Here is a 20,985-nt window from a genome sequence, read left to right as displayed (position 1 = left end):
TTTGAAAAAATTAATTGCCTTCTATCTATTATCTAGTTTTCAAGGAACAAAGAAGAAAAAATTCCATCACAACGTGATGAGATCTTTCGTATCTGAATGAATTACTCATTCAAAACTGAACAAAACAAAAGCGCTCTCGTATTTATCCTTAGAAAGGAGGTGATCCAGCCGCACCTTCCGATACGGCTACCTTGTTACGACTTCACCCCAATCATCTGTCCCACCTTAGGCGGCTGGCTCCATAAAGGTTACCTCACCGACTTCGGGTGTTACAAACTCTCGTGGTGTGACGGGCGGTGTGTACAAGGCCCGGGAACGTATTCACCGCGGCATGCTGATCCGCGATTACTAGCGATTCCGGCTTCATGTAGGCGAGTTGCAGCCTACAATCCGAACTGAGAATGGCTTTATGGGATTCGCTTACCTTCGCAGGTTTGCAGCCCTTTGTACCATCCATTGTAGCACGTGTGTAGCCCAGGTCATAAGGGGCATGATGATTTGACGTCATCCCCACCTTCCTCCGGTTTGTCACCGGCAGTCACCTTAGAGTGCCCAACTGAATGCTGGCAACTAAGATCAAGGGTTGCGCTCGTTGCGGGACTTAACCCAACATCTCACGACACGAGCTGACGACAACCATGCACCACCTGTCACTCTGTCCCCCGAAGGGGAACGCCCTATCTCTAGGGTTGTCAGAGGATGTCAAGACCTGGTAAGGTTCTTCGCGTTGCTTCGAATTAAACCACATGCTCCACCGCTTGTGCGGGCCCCCGTCAATTCCTTTGAGTTTCAGCCTTGCGGCCGTACTCCCCAGGCGGAGTGCTTAATGCGTTAGCTGCAGCACTAAAGGGCGGAAACCCTCTAACACTTAGCACTCATCGTTTACGGCGTGGACTACCAGGGTATCTAATCCTGTTTGCTCCCCACGCTTTCGCGCCTCAGTGTCAGTTACAGACCAGAAAGTCGCCTTCGCCACTGGTGTTCCTCCAAATCTCTACGCATTTCACCGCTACACTTGGAATTCCACTTTCCTCTTCTGCACTCAAGTTCCCCAGTTTCCAATGACCCTCCACGGTTGAGCCGTGGGCTTTCACATCAGACTTAAGGAACCACCTGCGCGCGCTTTACGCCCAATAATTCCGGACAACGCTTGCCACCTACGTATTACCGCGGCTGCTGGCACGTAGTTAGCCGTGGCTTTCTGGTTAGGTACCGTCAAGGTACCAGCAGTTACTCTGGTACTTGTTCTTCCCTAACAACAGAACTTTACGACCCGAAGGCCTTCTTCGTTCACGCGGCGTTGCTCCGTCAGACTTTCGTCCATTGCGGAAGATTCCCTACTGCTGCCTCCCGTAGGAGTCTGGGCCGTGTCTCAGTCCCAGTGTGGCCGATCACCCTCTCAGGTCGGCTACGCATCGTCGCCTTGGTGAGCCATTACCTCACCAACTAGCTAATGCGCCGCGGGCCCATCTATAAGTGACAGCTAGAGGCCGTCTTTCCATCTTCTCTCATGCGAGAAAAGAACGTATCCGGTATTAGCTCCGGTTTCCCGAAGTTATCCCAGTCTTATAGGCAGGTTGCCCACGTGTTACTCACCCGTCCGCCGCTAATCTCAGGGAGCAAGCTCCCATCGATTCGCTCGACTTGCATGTATTAGGCACGCCGCCAGCGTTCGTCCTGAGCCAGGATCAAACTCTCCGAAGAAATGTTTGACTTGCTCATTTTGCTTTTTGATAGTGTGTGCTCACTTAAAAAATTAACGTTGGCGCTTTGTTTTGTTCAGTTTTCAAAGAGCAATTTCATCGTTGTTCTTTCGAACAACTTGTTTATTCATCATAACACGCTATTGATTAGTTGTCAACTTCTGCGAAGTTTTTAACTTATTTTAAATCGCTGTGTTTTTCAGCGACCATTTCATCTTAACACTTTCATAATAAGAAGTCAATAGTTATTATTTCTTTTAGTAATCTACCAAAAGTGGATGAAGTTTTTTGTTTGTCGTACTTGGTGCTTATTTATATTAATCCTTTCCTACCCTAAAGTCAACTGATTTTTAGCTATGAATATTTTTTTCTTTTTTAATTCATTTATTAGATTATATAAAGGTGTTAGCTTAGTATAAATGCTTGTTCTAGTAAAAAATCAAACTATGGCTTTTCCTCTAAAGACATTTAAACCTTTCATGATTCTATTCACAAAAAATCTAAATGTCCTCTCTCTAACTATTAGTCAGTAAAGTGAATTTCTAAAAACAAATCCTTCCGGAGAGCAATGACTAACTAATTATCAGGGATTGATAAATGAAAGATGCACTTGGAAGAAAGATAAAGTCGTGGTCATCTATACTCAATCAAAATCCACAATTATATAGAATAGCTTCTATTACAATACCTCAATGTTCAAACACACATAAGATCTTGCAAAACTGTTAAGGTTAATACAGACGCATTTGACATATTAAAGAATTCACCCAAAGAGGTGAAAGAGTCAAAACATTTTTATCAACAGATATCTACAGATAGACAATGAAACCAAAGAAGGTAACTTTATCCTTTATATACGAATGTTAAATATTATTTTTATTAAAATTGTAAATTCCCCTCTTTACCTACTCTTTCTTAAAGAATGTGGAAAATGTAAAGCTTTTGTCTATTAATAGGCTCCAATCTACCATCGTTACTGATGCTCGTGCTGGATATAAGTCTGAAACCATAGTTTTATGAAGCATCAAACACATTTATCCATGTCTGAAGAATCATTACTGTGTTAGATTCAGTTCTAGTAAAGAAGCAGAGTGATACATATTCAACCACTTATTGAACGAATCTTGAAAAACGAGTAAATATTAGCTGATATCCTACATATCTATTATCTAAATATTAGAAAAATATTTTTTTTACAAATTTACTGTCATGTACTATAATAAATTTATTTTAAAAGATTGAGGACAGACTTTTAATCATTATAAAAATAGTTGGGAGAGGGATTTATAAATGATTAATAAAAACACATCTTTGAGGATGCAAAGTATCGTTTTTATAGGTTTTATGGGGGTAGGTAAAACCACAATCGGACAAAAAGTAGCCAGGAAATTATATAGGGATTTTATTGATATAGATCAAGAAATTGAAAGAGAATTTAACATGCCCACCACAGAAATATTCAAGAAGTTTGGGGAAAAGACTTTCCGCGAAAAAGAAAAAAGTATGATTGATTACTTTAGCCAACAGCAATTGAAAATTATTTCCGTTGGTGGAGGGGCTTTTTTACAAGAGGATATACGAAAAATTTGTCTCTCTAATTGTATTGTGTTCTACCTTGACTTATCTTGGGAATATTGGAAAGAGAGAATAGGCTTGCTTATTGATAGTAGACCAGTGTTACAAAGTCGAAGCCTTGAAGAAATAGAAGAACTTTTTAATACTAGACAGGAAATTTACTCCTATCACCACTCAAAAGTGAATACGAATGACCTTGATGTTGAAGAAGTAGCAGATTATATTGTTGAATCATTGAAAGTGGCTTGGGATATTTACGAACCACTTAAGTAATTCCACGAGTTTATTACCCAAGCCCTATAAAACCTAAGAAAAGAATAATAGAAAAGATGAAAAGAATACAGCGATAAGGGATACTCCCCTCTTCCTGTAAACTAATCACCTTTTTTTTCTTTTTAGGAGGATTCTCTAATAATCAGTTCGGGGTTTAATATAATACGCTGTTGTTCATGATCAATATTCACCATTTTTTGGTGCAAAAGATTCGCAGCTTCTTTTCCCATACGTTGAGGAAATGAAGAAACAGTCGTTAACGGCGGATGATAGATTTCTGCTACTGGAACATTATCGAATCCTACGATGTCTATATCTTGACCAGGAATCAATCCTTTCATCCTTAACCCTTGCATAACACCGAAAGCAATTAGGTCGCTAAAGCAAAAAATTGCTGTAGGGGGATCAGGATTATTAAGGACTTTAAATACAGCCTCTAACCCTCCCTCTCGTGTCGGAGCACTATCTATCATTAACGATTCGTCAACTTCCAAGCCCGCTTTGGAAAGGGCTTCGCGATACCCCTCCATTCTCTCAATCCAAGTAGAAGATTCCCTAATCCCTCCAAGGAATGCAATCCTTTTATGTCCCTTTTCAATCAAATGATTAACAGCTATTCGGGCTCCTTCTGGATAGTTAATACCTACATAATCGCTATTTACTTCAGGTAATTCTCTAACAGCAAGAACAAATGGTGTGTCAATCTCATTTAATCGATTAATCGTTTCTTGTGTACTTTCAGAGACGGGACAAAGAATTAAGCCGCCTACTCTATGTTCCAACATAGTTGAAAGGAGTTGGTCTTGCTTCGTAACTGAATCAAATGTAGTTCCCAACAAGACCGTATATCCGACCTCTTCTAATGCATCATGTACACCTATCAGGAATTCAGAAAAAAAGGTGTTTGAAATATCAGTAATAATTATTCCTACAGTATCGGAACTCTGCGACCTTAGATTTGCTGCAATTCTATCGTAAACGTAACCCAATTCACGCATGGACTTTAAAACCTTTTTTCGAGTTGCTTCCGAAATTCGAGGGTTATTACGAACGATAAGGGAAGCAGTGGACGTAGATACGCCAGCATGCTTCGCTACCTGTTGCAATGTGACTCGACCTTTTTTGGGTTGTTTCATCGTTCAATCACCATCTTGAGTGTATTTTTGATGTATGGATTATAATCATCAATTATTACTATAATAATAATATAGTTGTAGTTATTATTATACCCATAATATAAATTGCTTTATTGTACATAGTTCAGTCACCGCTTATTAGTAATTTTAATGCTATATACACAGAAGTTTCCCCTATTCATTACTTTTGCAAAAAAAAACACCATCCTAATTCTTGAAGATGGAGTTTTGAGTAATCAGTCTCTTATCCTTATTTAAGTATTATCGGATGTATAGTTAATTTTTTATACCGATAATTCACAAAAACTGCAGCTAGAATCCCTAAAGTTGCGATAAAACAATCAAATAGGAATATATGCGAAATATCTCCACTTTTAGCGATTAACCCTGTTGCGATGGGTAAGACAACACTCGCTAAACTAGAGGCAGTTGAAACGATTCCCGTTACTGTTCCTTTTTTCTTCCAGAAAAGCTCAGCCATTATTGCAATGGTTAATTGAAAAATTCCAGCTGTAGAAGCTCCAAGGAAAAAAGAGGTTACACTTAGTACAATTGGTGTATGAACGGTAAGAATAACAATGACAGCTATTAAAGTAATCATTGGATAAAGTAAAATGACCGTCACAGGTTTCAGCAATTTTTTCAACAAGACGGATAAAAGCAGAACAGAAATAAGGGATCCAACGCTATAATAGCTTAACAATTTAATCGAATTGGAAGCAGACATCCCAGCGACTTCTTGCCCAAAACTCGGTAACCAGATTTGCGAGACAGTAAACAAGGCAGTAGATGTAAAACCAATAATAATAAGCGCTAGCCCTTCTTTCCAGAATTCAGGTTCACTTATAAACTTACTCAATTGCAATTCGACTTCTTTACTATTATGACCGTCTTGGATTTTTTGAAATGAAGTAAAAAACAAAAATATCATGTTTAAAAAATAGATAACCGCCGGTAATAAAAAAGCATACCCATAAAACAAATTATTTTTTGAAAGAAACAAGATGATAAATGGTAAAACTGTTGCGCCAAGTGAAACAAAAGCCTTAACCATTACACTTGCGGAACTAGCAGATTTCGGAAACATTTCTGTAAGCGCTGGATATGTCCCCGCATCCATGGCAGAGTTAGAAACACCCGCAAGTAACGCAAACACAAAGGCTATCTCATAAGTTGGAGAAAATGGAATCCCCACTAAAAAGAATAACATGACAATAGTTGAGACAATGATTAACGGTTTCCTTCCAAATCTATCTGACAATATTCCTGTTATACCATACGTAAGCAATCTTCCAATACCTATTGCAGCAATAAGATAACTGATGCCAGTTGAATCTGTATCCCACTGTTCTGTTAAAGCGACCATGTTCGAAGCGAGAATTATATTGACCATTCCTAATAGAAAATAGTTAATATACATCCCTGATGCCGCTTTAAAATACTGATTTTTCATTAATTACCCCCCCATAGTAAATCACGATGTAATTTTTCTCCCATTAAAGAACACGAAAGTTTGAAAAAATGAAATCTGTAAAAAAACTTAATCTGATCTTTTAATCACTGTATTTTTTTATAAAAATACAGTTTTCAATCCCCATTATGATATCCCATAAAATTAAAAACAATTTTTCAAAAAAAGAGCTAAGAAAAACAGGAAGTACACTCCCTGTTTTTCTTAGCTCCGAGGTCTATTACATTCATATGCTGTAAGTTCCTTAACACCAAACACTAAAAAACAATTGAGTTCAGCAGGGGTCGCAAAAAACCTCTATTACTATAAGCTGGAGAGCAACCTCCACAGTGGAAGCTTATTAATCTGCAAAAATTTGCTCTTTAATATAATCAACAGGCATTTGTTGACCTGTCCACAATTCAAATGCTAAAGCACCTTGCCAAAGCATCATTCCAAGACCATTAATCGCTGTAGCCCCGGCAGCTTCAGCTTGTTCCATAAGTTTTGATTTACGTGGAATGTACACAACGTCTGTAACAATTAAATCAGAGCGTAGCATTGATTCGTCTTGAATGACACTTAAGCCTTCAAGTGGTTTCATACCAACGCCTGTTCCATTTGCCAAAATATCACTAGTTGCGATTTCAGCTCTTAATTGTTCAAGGTTCTCAAGTGGATACACATTTGCTTTCACATTTAAGTGCTTCATATCTTCATTAATGATTCGAACGTTTTCTTCTGCTTGTGGGAAGAAAGCATCATCACGCGCAAAAATGCTAATTTCAGCAAGTCCTTCTAGTGCAGATTGAATGGCAATAGGTGTAGCAGCACCACCAGAACCGATAAGAGTCATTTTTTTGCCTTTGATATCTATACCATGTTCTTTAAGGTTCCGAGTATATCCCATTCCATCCGTACTGTGACCGACGAATTTCCCATCAACATTGACAACTGTATTAACCGCTCCTGAAAATTTAGCACTGTCTGCCAATTCATCTAAGTGTGGAAGGATTTTCATTTTATTTGGCATTGATACATTAAAACCTTTTACATTTAATGCTCGCATTCCTTTTACAGCATCCTCCAATGATTCATTTCCAACTTCAAATGCCAAATAAGCACAGTTTAATCCTAATTTATCAAATGCTAAATTGTGCATAGCTGGTGATAAAGAGTGTCCGATAGGTGTTGCTAAAAGTCCTACTAATTCTGTTTTTCCATTTATACGTGCTAAACTTTCCATGATTCAATCCCCCTGATGTATGATTCATAAAATTTTATATAAATTCCTTCTAGGAAGAAATCCAATGAATTAAATATTTTGATCAATAGTTTCTAAAACACTTCTTAATTGAGATACAGGAATTTGCCCAGGTGCCGATGCTTCTTTTCCAGCACCAAATGTACAAGCTGAACCAAATACCGCACCGGTTAACCGGCTAACCAGGCCTGTCCCCGACATAGACATGGTAATAAACGGACGATCCGCATATTTAGTTTTCATCGTGTGAGTTGCATCTAATAAAACAAGTAGATCGTCTACACTTTGAGGCATGACAGCAATTTTTGGAATATGAGCTCCATACTCCTGCATTTTACGCAGTCGGTAAATGATTTCTTCTTTTGCTGGTGTCTTATGGAAATCGTGGTTACACATAATTACGTATACACCATTTTCCTCAGCAACCTTTACAGTTGCCTTGACATCTGACTCTTCATAAAATAATTCTACATCCACAAGATCAATATTCTTTGTTCGAATCGCTGTATGAAGTAATTCAAAATAATATTGATCCGTAATTTCTTTGTTACCACCTTCTTTATGACTTCTAAAAGTGAAAAGAAGAAGAGTACTCGGTAAGGCTTTTCTTAGTTTTGAAATCATTGTCGAAACGGAGTTTAAGCTTTCAACATGTTCATACACATCTACTCGCCACTCAATGATATCTGGCTCCAAAGATTTTACCGTTTCAACTTCTTGAAGTAGCTCTTCTTGAGTTGACCCCATTAATGGAACAATGATCTTTGGAACGCCCTCTCCGATTTTAACGTTTTTGATGGTAATCGTTTGCATGGATTTTTCCCCTTTTTATCATCAGCGGGGGGCTTTCGAACCTCACTGATGTTTGTTGGTAAAACCTGTAAAAGATTATGACCTGACTTATGACTTTTTTAAACAGATGGAACTTTAATCACCTTTTTATAACGATAGGCAACAAAAATAGCCAATAAAATACTAACGATTGCAATTCCAACATCAAACAAGAATACAGCAGTTAGACCTGCACTCTTAGAAATCATACCTGTAATGAATGGTATGATAATAAAAGCTGAACTAGCTGCAATGTTTACATAAGATGTAATGGTTCCTTTATTGGCTGGGAAGAATTCAGTAATAATTGTCATGGCCAATTGGAACACACCTGCAGTTGATAACCCAATAAAGAAAGCACTCAAAACAGTCATGAATGGTTGCTGAATATAAATAAGAGACAATAAAGATATTGCGGCAATTACCGGATAAATAATCATAACTGTAATAGGCTTTATTACTTTATTTAATAAAACTGCTAGTAAAATGACTGAAACAAGAGACCCAATGCTATAGTAACTAAGCAATTGAACAGATTTAGCTTGTGTTAGACCTAATACTTCTTGTCCAAATTTAGGGAGCCAAACTTGTACAAGCATGAATAGAGCAGTTGATGTAAAACCTAGAAGAATAACGGCCAATCCTTCTTGGCCAAACTTTGGTTTTGATAAAAATTGTGGTTCAGCTGTTTCAACTTTATCCTCACTTTGGATATCACTTGGAGTTTTATGATTCGGGAATGATACCCTAAGTAAGAAAAATCCATTAACAAGGTAAACAACTGCCATCAAGAAGAATGTATATCCGTAAAATAGATCTCTAGCAATAAAAAACGCCATAATAAATGGAAGAATTGTTGCACCAATTGAAACAAAAGCTTTAATTAATACAGTTGCAGAGCCTGCTTTCTTTTGGAAAGCTTCAATAAGTGCAGGATACGTCCCTGCGTCTAAAAATGAGTTAGCGATACCAGCACATATTGCAAAAATAAATGCTAACGTGTAGTTAGGAGCCAATGGTATTCCCACTAAGAAAATCAGGTAGATGAAAGACGCCGATACAACAAAAGGCTTCCTTCCTAATTTATCCGACAGTCTTCCAGCAAAAAACAGAGAAACTAACTTACCAATACCTATTGCTGAAACCAGGTAGCTAATTCCCGATGCACTCGTATTTAACTGGTTGGACAAATTCTCCATATTTGACCCGATGATGATGTTGATCATACCTAAAATAAAGTAACTAATATATAAACCTATTGCCATTTTTATATATGGATTTTTCATAAAACACACCCCTATGTTAGTTATTCAAAAGTTGTCAGAAATGCAACTTAGTTATTAAGCTCTTTCTTAAAGCTTCCCCCTTACATTTAGTATATCGTTCTACTAAAATTTTAATGATTAGTATATCGTTCTACTAATATTCAAATCAAAGTTAGTATATCGTTCTACTAAACACTCTTGAACTCCCCCGCAGAATTAATTGGGTCTAATGTTGTTCAAAATGAAATCAGTAGGTCCAAATTAAATACGTAAACACACAGCTGTAATCCATACCCTTTACTGGAGTTACTTACTTAACTATATTTAGTATATCGTTCTACTGAAGTTATTATACTGCGCTAATTAAATTGTGTCAAACTTATGAAACAGTCCCCTCTATTCATAAATTTGCATAGGCTAGGCATTTAATCTCTTTGCCTATTTCAAGGAAATTCTGTTTCTTTAAAGAATGCTTCTTTAAACTCTCTAAAACTCCTTTCTTTAGAGTTGTATTGACGATTATTCCTCAACACATTCTTAACCGAGTGAGACCTCCTTAAGGATGGTTTGTCTTCTATGGGCTCAGGACTCCGTATGTTTAATGAAGTGTGTATTGTGACTAATTTTAACTCTAAAATATGTTTTTCTCATATATTTTCTTTTATTAATATCTCAGTTACATAGGCGACAGAGCAGTGTGTTTCCACTCACCAACCATCGATTACTTAACCCATTAAATTTCTTAAAGATTTTTATTCGATACTCTTTCCCATTTTATAAACACAAAAAAAGACCAGCCAGAATGGCTGATCTTTTCAAAATGGCTTGGCGGCGTCCTACTCTCACAGGGGGAAACCCCCAACTACCATCGGCGCTGAAGAGCTTAACTGCCGTGTTCGGAATGGGAACGGGTGTGACCTCTTCGCTATCGTCACCAAACAATAAAGGAACGTTGTTCCTTCAAAACTAGATAATAAGAAGGTATTTCATTTTTTAAAGCGTGGTTAAGTCCTCGATCTATTAGTATCAGTCAGCTCCACATGTCGCCACGCTTCCACCTCTGACCTATCAACCTGATCATCTTTCAGGGATCTTACTAGCTTGCGCTATGGGAAATCTCATCTCGAGGGGGGCTTCATGCTTAGATGCTTTCAGCACTTATCCCGTCCGCACGTAGCTACCCAGCTATGCCTTTGGCAAGACAACTGGTACACCAGCGGTGCGTCCATCCCGGTCCTCTCGTACTAAGGACAGCTCCTCTCAAATTTCCTGCGCCCGCGACGGATAGGGACCGAACTGTCTCACGACGTTCTGAACCCAGCTCGCGTACCGCTTTAATGGGCGAACAGCCCAACCCTTGGGACCGACTACAGCCCCAGGATGCGATGAGCCGACATCGAGGTGCCAAACCTCCCCGTCGATGTGGACTCTTGGGGGAGATAAGCCTGTTATCCCCGGGGTAGCTTTTATCCGTTGAGCGATGGCCCTTCCATGCGGAACCACCGGATCACTAAGCCCGACTTTCGTCCCTGCTCGACTTGTAGGTCTCGCAGTCAAGCTCCCTTGTGCCTTTACACTCTACGAATGATTTCCAACCATTCTGAGGGAACCTTTGGGCGCCTCCGTTACTCTTTAGGAGGCGACCGCCCCAGTCAAACTGCCCACCTGACACTGTCTCCCACCCCGATAAGGGGCGCGGGTTAGAATTTCAATACAGCCAGGGTAGTATCCCACCAACGCCTCCACCGAAGCTAGCGCTCCGGCTTCTCAGGCTCCTACCTATCCTGTACAAGCTGTACCAAAATTCAATATCAGGCTGCAGTAAAGCTCCACGGGGTCTTTCCGTCCTGTCGCGGGTAACCTGCATCTTCACAGGTACTATAATTTCACCGAGTCTCTCGTTGAGACAGTGCCCAGATCGTTACACCTTTCGTGCGGGTCGGAACTTACCCGACAAGGAATTTCGCTACCTTAGGACCGTTATAGTTACGGCCGCCGTTTACTGGGGCTTCGGTTCAAAGCTTCGCTTGCGCTAACCTCTCCCCTTAACCTTCCAGCACCGGGCAGGTGTCAGCCCCTATACTTCGCCTTGCGGCTTCGCAGAGACCTGTGTTTTTGCTAAACAGTCGCCTGGGCCTATTCACTGCGGCTTTTCTGGGCTATTCACCCTAAAAAGCACCCCTTCTCCCGAAGTTACGGGGTCATTTTGCCGAGTTCCTTAACGAGAGTTCTCTCGCACACCTTAGGATTCTCTCCTCGCCTACCTGTGTCGGTTTGCGGTACGGGCACCTTACATCTCACTAGAGGCTTTTCTTGGCAGCGTGGAATCAGGAACTTCGGTACTATATTTCCCTCGCCATCACAGCTCCGCCTTAATGGAAACGGGATTTGCCTCGTTTCCGGCCTAACTGCTTGGACGCGCATATCCAACAGCGCGCTTACCCTATCCTTCTGCGTCCCCCCATCGTTCAAACGATGTATAGGTGGTACAGGAATATCAACCTGTTGTCCATCGCCTACGCCTTTCGGCCTCGGCTTAGGTCCCGACTAACCCTGAGCGGACGAGCCTTCCTCAGGAAACCTTAGGCATTCGGTGGAAGGGATTCTCACCCTTCTTTCGCTACTCATACCGGCATTCTCACTTCTAAGCGCTCCACCAGTCCTTCCGGTCTGACTTCAACGCCCTTAGAACGCTCTCCTACCATCGACACCATACGGTGTCAATCCACAGCTTCGGTGATACGTTTAGCCCCGGTACATTTTCGGCGCGGAGTCACTCGACCAGTGAGCTATTACGCACTCTTTAAATGATGGCTGCTTCTGAGCCAACATCCTGGTTGTCTAAGCAACTCCACATCCTTTTCCACTTAACGTATACTTTGGGACCTTAGCTGGTGGTCTGGGCTGTTTCCCTTTCGACTACGGATCTTATCACTCGCAGTCTGACTCCCAAGAATAAGTATTTGGCATTCGGAGTTTGACTGAATTCGGTAACCCGTTGGGGGCCCCTAGTCCAATCAGTGCTCTACCTCCAATACTCTCATCTTGAGGCTAGCCCTAAAGCTATTTCGGAGAGAACCAGCTATCTCCAGGTTCGATTGGAATTTCTCCGCTACCCACACCTCATCCCCGCACTTTTCAACGTGCGTGGGTTCGGGCCTCCATTCAGTGTTACCTGAACTTCACCCTGGACATGGGTAGATCACCTGGTTTCGGGTCTACGACCTCATACTCATTCGCCCTATTCAGACTCGCTTTCGCTGCGGCTCCGTCTTATCAACTTAACCTCGCATGAAATCGTAACTCGCCGGTTCATTCTACAAAAGGCACGCCATTACCCATTAACGGGCTTTGACTACTTGTAGGCACACGGTTTCAGGATCTATTTCACTCCCCTTCCGGGGTGCTTTTCACCTTTCCCTCACGGTACTGGTTCACTATCGGTCACTAGGTAGTATTTAGCCTTGGGAGATGGTCCTCCCTGCTTCCGACGGGATTTCTCGTGTCCCGCCGTACTCAGGATCCACTCAGGAGGGAACGAAGTTTCAACTACAGGGTTTTTACCTTCTTTGACGGACCTTTCCAGATCACTTCATTTACCCCGTTCCTTTGTAACTCCATGTTGAGTGTCCTACAACCCCAAGAGGCAAGCCTCTTGGTTTGGGCTAATTCCGTTTCGCTCGCCGCTACTCAGGAAATCGCATTTGCTTTCTCTTCCTCCGGGTACTTAGATGTTTCAGTTCCCCGGGTCTGCCTTCAGTACCCTATGTATTCAGGTAAAGATACTGTTCCATTACGAACAGTGGGTTTCCCCATTCGGAAATCTCCGGATCAAAGCTTACTTACAGCTCCCCGAAGCATATCGGTGTTAGTCCCGTCCTTCATCGGCTCCTAGTGCCAAGGCATCCACCGTGCGCCCTTTCTAACTTAACCGTTAAAAAAGATCTTACTGATGCTTTGAAAAAATTAATTGCCTTCTATCTATTATCTAGTTTTCAAGGAACAAAGAAGAAAGAATTCCATCACTACGTGATGAGATCTTTCGAATCTGAATGAATTACTCATTCAAAACTGAACAAAACAAAAGCGCTCTCGTATTTATCCTTAGAAAGGAGGTGATCCAGCCGCACCTTCCGATACGGCTACCTTGTTACGACTTCACCCCAATCATCTGTCCCACCTTAGGCGGCTGGCTCCATAAAGGTTACCTCACCGACTTCGGGTGTTACAAACTCTCGTGGTGTGACGGGCGGTGTGTACAAGGCCCGGGAACGTATTCACCGCGGCATGCTGATCCGCGATTACTAGCGATTCCGGCTTCATGTAGGCGAGTTGCAGCCTACAATCCGAACTGAGAATGGCTTTATGGGATTCGCTTACCTTCGCAGGTTTGCAGCCCTTTGTACCATCCATTGTAGCACGTGTGTAGCCCAGGTCATAAGGGGCATGATGATTTGACGTCATCCCCACCTTCCTCCGGTTTGTCACCGGCAGTCACCTTAGAGTGCCCAACTGAATGCTGGCAACTAAGATCAAGGGTTGCGCTCGTTGCGGGACTTAACCCAACATCTCACGACACGAGCTGACGACAACCATGCACCACCTGTCACTCTGTCCCCCGAAGGGGAACGCCCTATCTCTAGGGTTGTCAGAGGATGTCAAGACCTGGTAAGGTTCTTCGCGTTGCTTCGAATTAAACCACATGCTCCACCGCTTGTGCGGGCCCCCGTCAATTCCTTTGAGTTTCAGCCTTGCGGCCGTACTCCCCAGGCGGAGTGCTTAATGCGTTAGCTGCAGCACTAAAGGGCGGAAACCCTCTAACACTTAGCACTCATCGTTTACGGCGTGGACTACCAGGGTATCTAATCCTGTTTGCTCCCCACGCTTTCGCGCCTCAGTGTCAGTTACAGACCAGAAAGTCGCCTTCGCCACTGGTGTTCCTCCAAATCTCTACGCATTTCACCGCTACACTTGGAATTCCACTTTCCTCTTCTGCACTCAAGTTCCCCAGTTTCCAATGACCCTCCACGGTTGAGCCGTGGGCTTTCACATCAGACTTAAGGAACCACCTGCGCGCGCTTTACGCCCAATAATTCCGGACAACGCTTGCCACCTACGTATTACCGCGGCTGCTGGCACGTAGTTAGCCGTGGCTTTCTGGTTAGGTACCGTCAAGGTACCAGCAGTTACTCTGGTACTTGTTCTTCCCTAACAACAGAACTTTACGACCCGAAGGCCTTCTTCGTTCACGCGGCGTTGCTCCGTCAGACTTTCGTCCATTGCGGAAGATTCCCTACTGCTGCCTCCCGTAGGAGTCTGGGCCGTGTCTCAGTCCCAGTGTGGCCGATCACCCTCTCAGGTCGGCTACGCATCGTCGCCTTGGTGAGCCATTACCTCACCAACTAGCTAATGCGCCGCGGGCCCATCTATAAGTGACAGCTAGAGGCCGTCTTTCCATCTTCTCTCATGCGAGAAAAGAACGTATCCGGTATTAGCTCCGGTTTCCCGAAGTTATCCCAGTCTTATAGGCAGGTTGCCCACGTGTTACTCACCCGTCCGCCGCTAATCTCAGGGAGCAAGCTCCCATCGATTCGCTCGACTTGCATGTATTAGGCACGCCGCCAGCGTTCGTCCTGAGCCAGGATCAAACTCTCCGAAGAAATGTTTGACTTGCTCATTTTGCTTTTTGATAGTGTGTGCTCACTTAAAAAATTAACGTTGGCGCTTTGTTTTGTTCAGTTTTCAAAGAGCAATTTCATCGTTGTTCTTTCGAACAACTTGTTTATTCATCATAACACGCTATTGATTAGTTGTCAACTTCTGCGAAGTTTTTAACTTATTTTAAATCGCTGTGTTTTTCAGCGACCATTTCATCTTAACACTTTCATAATAAGAAGTCAATAGTTATTATTTCTTTTAGTAATCTACCAAAAGTGGATGAAGTTTTTTGTTTGTCGTACTTGGTGCTTATTTATATTAATCCTTTCCTACCTTAAAGTCAACACATTATATATAAAAAAATTCATTTTTATTTTAAGCTCCATTAAGAATGCCCTTTATTAAGAAGAAACAATACCTATATTAGGTTCGTAAAAGTGTTTATCTATCGTGTTAAGTTAAACTTTTCAGAAACAAGATCAATAAAAAGTCTTCTTATTAAGTTTCATTTAACAGCTACTGAGGTAAGCTAGTCGTGACCTTATGATTCCCACTTGTATTCTGACCTTATAAAAGTCTTTATTTTTTTGCTAGATACTCTTTTCAAATTATATAAACACAAAAAAGACCAGCCAGAATGGCTGATCTTTTTAAAATGGCTTGGCGGCGTCCTACTCTCACAGGGGGAAACCCCCAACTACCATCGGCGCTGAAGAGCTTAACTGCCGTGTTCGGAATGGGAACGGGTGTGACCTCTTCGCTATCGTCACCAAACAATAAAGGAACGTTGTTCCTTCAAAACTAGATAATAAGAAGGTATTTCATTTTTTAAAAGCGTGGTTAAGTCCTCGATCTATTAGTATCAGTCAGCTCCACATGTCGCCACGCTTCCACCTCTGACCTATCAACCTGATCATCTTTCAGGGATCTTACTAGCTTGCGCTATGGGAAATCTCATCTCGAGGGGGGCTTCATGCTTAGATGCTTTCAGCACTTATCCCGTCCGCACGTAGCTACCCAGCTATGCCTTTGGCAAGACAACTGGTACACCAGCGGTGCGTCCATCCCGGTCCTCTCGTACTAAGGACAGCTCCTCTCAAATTTCCTGCGCCCGCGACGGATAGGGACCGAACTGTCTCACGACGTTCTGAACCCAGCTCGCGTACCGCTTTAATGGGCGAACAGCCCAACCCTTGGGACCGACTACAGCCCCAGGATGCGATGAGCCGACATCGAGGTGCCAAACCTCCCCGTCGATGTGGACTCTTGGGGGAGATAAGCCTGTTATCCCCGGGGTAGCTTTTATCCGTTGAGCGATGGCCCTTCCATGCGGAACCACCGGATCACTAAGCCCGACTTTCGTCCCTGCTCGACTTGTAGGTCTCGCAGTCAAGCTCCCTTGTGCCTTTACACTCTACGAATGATTTCCAACCATTCTGAGGGAACCTTTGGGCGCCTCCGTTACTCTTTAGGAGGCGACCGCCCCAGTCAAACTGCCCACCTGACACTGTCTCCCACCCCGATAAGGGGCGCGGGTTAGAATTTCAATACAGCCAGGGTAGTATCCCACCAACGCCTCCACCGAAGCTAGCGCTCCGGCTTCTCAGGCTCCTACCTATCCTGTACAAGCTGTACCAAAATTCAATATCAGGCTGCAGTAAAGCTCCACGGGGTCTTTCCGTCCTGTCGCGGGTAACCTGCATCTTCACAGGTACTATAATTTCACCGAGTCTCTCGTTGAGACAGTGCCCAGATCGTTACACCTTTCGTGCGGGTCGGAACTTACCCGACAAGGAATTTCGCTACCTTAGGACCGTTATAGTTACGGCCGCCGTTTACTGGGGCTTCGGTTCAAAGCTTCGCTTGCGCTAACCTCTCCCCTTAACCTTCCAGCACCGGGCAGGTGTCAGCCCCTATACTTCGCCTTGCGGCTTCGCAGAGACCTGTGTTTTTGCTAAACAGTCGCCTGGGCCTATTCACTGCGGCTTTTCTGGGCTATTCACCCTAAAAAGCACCCCTTCTCCCGAAGTTACGGGGTCATTTTGCCGAGTTCCTTAACGAGAGTTCTCTCGCACACCTTAGGATTCTCTCCTCGCCTACCTGTGTCGGTTTGCGGTACGGGCACCTTACATCTCACTAGAGGCTTTTCTTGGCAGCGTGGAATCAGGAACTTCGGTACTATATTTCCCTCGCCATCACAGCTCCGCCTTAATGGAAACGGGATTTGCCTCGTTTCCGGCCTAACTGCTTGGACGCGCATATCCAACAGCGCGCTTACCCTATCCTTCTGCGTCCCCCCATCGTTCAAACGATGTATAGGTGGTACAGGAATATCAACCTGTTGTCCATCGCCTACGCCTTTCGGCCTCGGCTTAGGTCCCGACTAACCCTGAGCGGACGAGCCTTCCTCAGGAAACCTTAGGCATTCGGTGGAAGGGATTCTCACCCTTCTTTCGCTACTCATACCGGCATTCTCACTTCTAAGCGCTCCACCAGTCCTTCCGGTCTGACTTCAACGCCCTTAGAACGCTCTCCTACCATCGACACCATACGGTGTCAATCCACAGCTTCGGTGATACGTTTAGCCCCGGTACATTTTCGGCGCGGAGTCACTCGACCAGTGAGCTATTACGCACTCTTTAAATGATGGCTGCTTCTGAGCCAACATCCTGGTTGTCTAAGCAACTCCACATCCTTTTCCACTTAACGTATACTTTGGGACCTTAGCTGGTGGTCTGGGCTGTTTCCCTTTCGACTACGGATCTTATCACTCGCAGTCTGACTCCCAAGAATAAGTATTTGGCATTCGGAGTTTGACTGAATTCGGTAACCCGTTGGGGGCCCCTAGTCCAATCAGTGCTCTACCTCCAATACTCTCATCTTGAGGCTAGCCCTAAAGCTATTTCGGAGAGAACCAGCTATCTCCAGGTTCGATTGGAATTTCTCCGCTACCCACACCTCATCCCCGCACTTTTCAACGTGCGTGGGTTCGGGCCTCCATTCAGTGTTACCTGAACTTCACCCTGGACATGGGTAGATCACCTGGTTTCGGGTCTACGACCTCATACTCATTCGCCCTATTCAGACTCGCTTTCGCTGCGGCTCCGTCTTATCAACTTAACCTCGCATGAAATCGTAACTCGCCGGTTCATTCTACAAAAGGCACGCCATTACCCATTAACGGGCTTTGACTACTTGTAGGCACACGGTTTCAGGATCTATTTCACTCCCCTTCCGGGGTGCTTTTCACCTTTCCCTCACGGTACTGGTTCACTATCGGTCACTAGGTAGTATTTAGCCTTGGGAGATGGTCCTCCCTGCTTCCGACGGGATTTCTCGTGTCCCGCCGTACTCAGGATCCACTCAGGAGGGAACGAAGTTTCAACTACAGGGTTTTTACCTTCTTTGACGGACCTTTCCAGATCACTTCATTTACCCCGTTCCTTTGTAACTCCATGTTGAGTGTCCTACAACCCCAAGAGGCAAGCCTCTTGGTTTGGGCTAATTCCGTTTCGCTCGCCGCTACTCAGGAAATCGCATTTGCTTTCTCTTCCTCCGGGTACTTAGATGTTTCAGTTCCCCGGGTCTGCCTTCAGTACCCTATGTATTCAGGTAAAGATACTGTTCCATTACGAACAGTGGGTTTCCCCATTCGGAAATCTCCGGATCAAAGCTTACTTACAGCTCCCCGAAGCATATCGGTGTTAGTCCCGTCCTTCATCGGCTCCTAGTGCCAAGGCATCCACCGTGCGCCCTTTCTAACTTAACCGTTAAAAAAGATCTTACTGATGCTTTGAAAAAATTAATTGCCTTCTATCTATTATCTAGTTTTCAAGGAACAAAGAAGAAAGAATTCCATCACTACGTGATGAGATCTTTCGAATCTGAATGAATTACTCATTCAAAACTGAACAAAACAAAAGCGCTCTCGTATTTATCCTTAGAAAGGAGGTGATCCAGCCGCACCTTCCGATACGGCTACCTTGTTACGACTTCACCCCAATCATCTGTCCCACCTTAGGCGGCTGGCTCCATAAAGGTTACCTCACCGACTTCGGGTGTTACAAACTCTCGTGGTGTGACGGGCGGTGTGTACAAGGCCCGGGAACGTATTCACCGCGGCATGCTGATCCGCGATTACTAGCGATTCCGGCTTCATGTAGGCGAGTTGCAGCCTACAATCCGAACTGAGAATGGCTTTATGGGATTCGCTTACCTTCGCAGGTTTGCAGCCCTTTGTACCATCCATTGTAGCACGTGTGTAGCCCAGGTCATAAGGGGCATGATGATTTGACGTCATCCCCACCTTCCTCCGGTTTGTCACCGGCAGTCACCTTAGAGTGCCCAACTGAATGCTGGCAACTAAGATCAAGGGTTGCGCTCGTTGCGGGACTTAACCCAACATCTCACGACACGAGCTGACGACAACCATGCACCACCTGTCACTCTGTCCCCCGAAGGGGAACGCCCTATCTCTAGGGTTGTCAGAGGATGTCAAGACCTGGTAAGGTTCTTCGCGTTGCTTCGAATTAAACCACATGCTCCACCGCTTGTGCGGGCCCCCGTCAATTCCTTTGAGTTTCAGCCTTGCGGCCGTACTCCCCAGGCGGAGTGCTTAATGCGTTAGCTGCAGCACTAAAGGGCGGAAACCCTCTAACACTTAGCACTCATCGTTTACGGCGTGGACTACCAGGGTATCTAATCCTGTTTGCTCCCCACGCTTTCGCGCCTCAGTGTCAGTTACAGACCAGAAAGTCGCCTTCGCCACTGGTGTTCCTCCAAATCTCTACGCATTTCACCGCTACACTTGGAATTCCACTTTCCTCTTCTGCACTCAAGTTCCCCAGTTTCCAATGACCCTCCACGGTTGAGCCGTGGGCTTTCACATCAGACTTAAGGAACCACCTGCGCGCGCTTTACGCCCAATAATTCCGGACAACGCTTGCCACCTACGTATTACCGCGGCTGCTGGCACGTAGTTAGCCGTGGCTTTCTGGTTAGGTACCGTCAAGGTACCAGCAGTTACTCTGGTACTTGTTCTTCCCTAACAACAGAACTTTACGACCCGAAGGCCTTCTTCGTTCACGCGGCGTTGCTCCGTCAGACTTTCGTCCATTGCGGAAGATTCCCTACTGCTGCCTCCCGTAGGAGTCTGGGCCGTGTCTCAGTCCCAGTGTGGCCGATCACCCTCTCAGGTCGGCTACGCATCGTCGCCTTGGTGAGCCATTACCTCACCAACTAGCTAATGCGCCGCGGGCCCATCTATAAGTGACAGCCGAAACCGTCTTTCCATCTTCTCTCATGCGAGAAAAGAACGTATCCGGTATTAGCTCCGGTTTCCCGAAGTTATCCCAGTCTTATAGGCAGGTTGCCCACGTGTTACTCACCCGTCCGCCGCTAATCTCAGGGAGCAAGCTCCCATCGATTCGCTCGACTTGCATGTATTAGGCACGCCGCCAGCGTTCGTCCTGAGCCAGGATCAAACTCTCCGAAGAAATGTTTGACTTGCTCATTTTGCTTTTTGATAGTGTGTGCTCACTTAAAAAATTAACGTTGGCGCTTTGTTTTGTTCAGTTTTCAAAGAGCAATTTATCGCCGCTCTGTTAGCGACTTTATTATCATAACACCTTTCAAACAACATGTCAACAACAAGTTTCATTTTTTCTTTCTTGTCGTCGTTGTCTCAAGCGGTGTATTTAATATAATAGCACCTGCATACAAACAAGTCAATTTAATTTTGGATATTTCTTCGTTTTATTTCATTGACTCTCATCTTCTTCTATATATAATGAAAATCCTATCATTCTTTATAGGTAAATAGGTTAAACTA

The 20,985-nt window shown here is 43.9% G+C and carries 6 protein-coding genes and 7 rRNA genes; 1 reads left to right on the top strand and 12 read right to left on the bottom strand.

Features of this window, described 5'->3' with window-relative positions:
• Positions 1-152 precede the first annotated feature (152 nt).
• Positions 153-1,704, bottom strand: a 16S ribosomal RNA gene (locus NST21_RS01985).
• A 1,289-nt stretch (positions 1,705-2,993) separates the two neighbouring features.
• Between NST21_RS01985 and NST21_RS01980 the strand changes: the two genes are divergently transcribed.
• A complete protein-coding gene (locus tag NST21_RS01980; protein WP_201183247.1) occupies positions 2,994-3,551 on the top strand; it encodes a shikimate kinase in 558 nt (185 codons plus the stop codon).
• Between the two features lie 122 nt (positions 3,552-3,673).
• Here NST21_RS01980 and NST21_RS01975 read toward each other — a convergent pair whose 3' ends face one another.
• The 11 genes from NST21_RS01975 to NST21_RS01925 form a co-directional block, all read right to left on the bottom strand.
• Positions 3,674-4,687, bottom strand: a complete 1,014-nt coding sequence (locus NST21_RS01975) for a LacI family DNA-binding transcriptional regulator (RefSeq protein ID WP_056529132.1) — start codon at positions 4,685-4,687, stop codon at positions 3,674-3,676.
• 250 nt (positions 4,688-4,937) lie between these two features.
• Complete coding sequence (locus NST21_RS01970; protein WP_340887447.1) at positions 4,938-6,140, bottom strand: MFS transporter; 1,203 nt, start codon at positions 6,138-6,140, stop codon at positions 4,938-4,940.
• Positions 6,141-6,498: 358 nt separating this feature from the next.
• On the bottom strand, positions 6,499-7,383 hold the full coding sequence (locus tag NST21_RS01965; RefSeq protein WP_340887446.1) for a quinate/shikimate dehydrogenase: 885 nt from the start codon (positions 7,381-7,383) through the stop codon (positions 6,499-6,501).
• Positions 7,384-7,452: 69 nt separating this feature from the next.
• Positions 7,453-8,214 carry a type I 3-dehydroquinate dehydratase gene (aroD, locus tag NST21_RS01960; RefSeq protein ID WP_340887444.1) on the bottom strand — a complete coding sequence of 254 codons (762 nt, stop codon included), beginning with the start codon at positions 8,212-8,214 and terminating at the stop codon, positions 7,453-7,455.
• A gap of 98 nt (positions 8,215-8,312) precedes the next feature.
• Entirely contained in the window at positions 8,313-9,518 is a 1,206-nt protein-coding gene (locus NST21_RS01955; protein ID WP_340887443.1) for an MFS transporter, read from the bottom strand.
• Positions 9,519-10,320: 802 nt separating this feature from the next.
• Positions 10,321-10,436, bottom strand: a 5S ribosomal RNA gene (gene rrf / locus NST21_RS01950).
• Positions 10,437-10,497: 61 nt separating this feature from the next.
• A 23S ribosomal RNA gene (locus NST21_RS01945) occupies positions 10,498-13,430 on the bottom strand.
• Positions 13,431-13,605: 175 nt separating this feature from the next.
• A 16S ribosomal RNA gene (locus tag NST21_RS01940) occupies positions 13,606-15,157 on the bottom strand.
• A gap of 656 nt (positions 15,158-15,813) precedes the next feature.
• Positions 15,814-15,929: ribosomal RNA gene (gene rrf / locus NST21_RS01935) — 5S ribosomal RNA — on the bottom strand.
• A gap of 62 nt (positions 15,930-15,991) precedes the next feature.
• Positions 15,992-18,924 (bottom strand): 23S ribosomal RNA (locus NST21_RS01930).
• Positions 18,925-19,099: 175 nt separating this feature from the next.
• Positions 19,100-20,650, bottom strand: a 16S ribosomal RNA gene (locus tag NST21_RS01925).
• The 16S, 23S and 5S rRNA genes sit together here, the layout of an rRNA operon.
• Positions 20,651-20,985 lie beyond the last annotated feature (335 nt).

This window comes from Peribacillus sp. FSL K6-1552, from assembly GCF_038005205.1.
Taxonomy (GTDB): Bacteria; Bacillota; Bacilli; order Bacillales; family DSM-1321; genus Peribacillus; species Peribacillus butanolivorans.
This window is presented reverse-complemented; position numbering and strand designations above follow the sequence as displayed.

Bases quoted from the DNA above. Each gene is read 5' to 3' on its own strand.
- NST21_RS01980 (WP_201183247.1), top strand. From the start codon at position 2,994: ATGATTAATAAAAACACATCTTTGAGGATGCAAAGTATCGTTTTTATA.
- NST21_RS01975 (WP_056529132.1), bottom strand. From the start codon at position 4,687: ATGAAACAACCCAAAAAAGGTCGAGTCACATTGCAACAGGTAGCGAAG.
- NST21_RS01970 (WP_340887447.1), bottom strand. From the start codon at position 6,140: ATGAAAAATCAGTATTTTAAAGCGGCATCAGGGATGTATATTAACTAT.
- NST21_RS01965 (WP_340887446.1), bottom strand. From the start codon at position 7,383: ATGGAAAGTTTAGCACGTATAAATGGAAAAACAGAATTAGTAGGACTT.
- aroD (WP_340887444.1), bottom strand. From the start codon at position 8,214: ATGCAAACGATTACCATCAAAAACGTTAAAATCGGAGAGGGCGTTCCA.
- NST21_RS01955 (WP_340887443.1), bottom strand. From the start codon at position 9,518: ATGAAAAATCCATATATAAAAATGGCAATAGGTTTATATATTAGTTAC.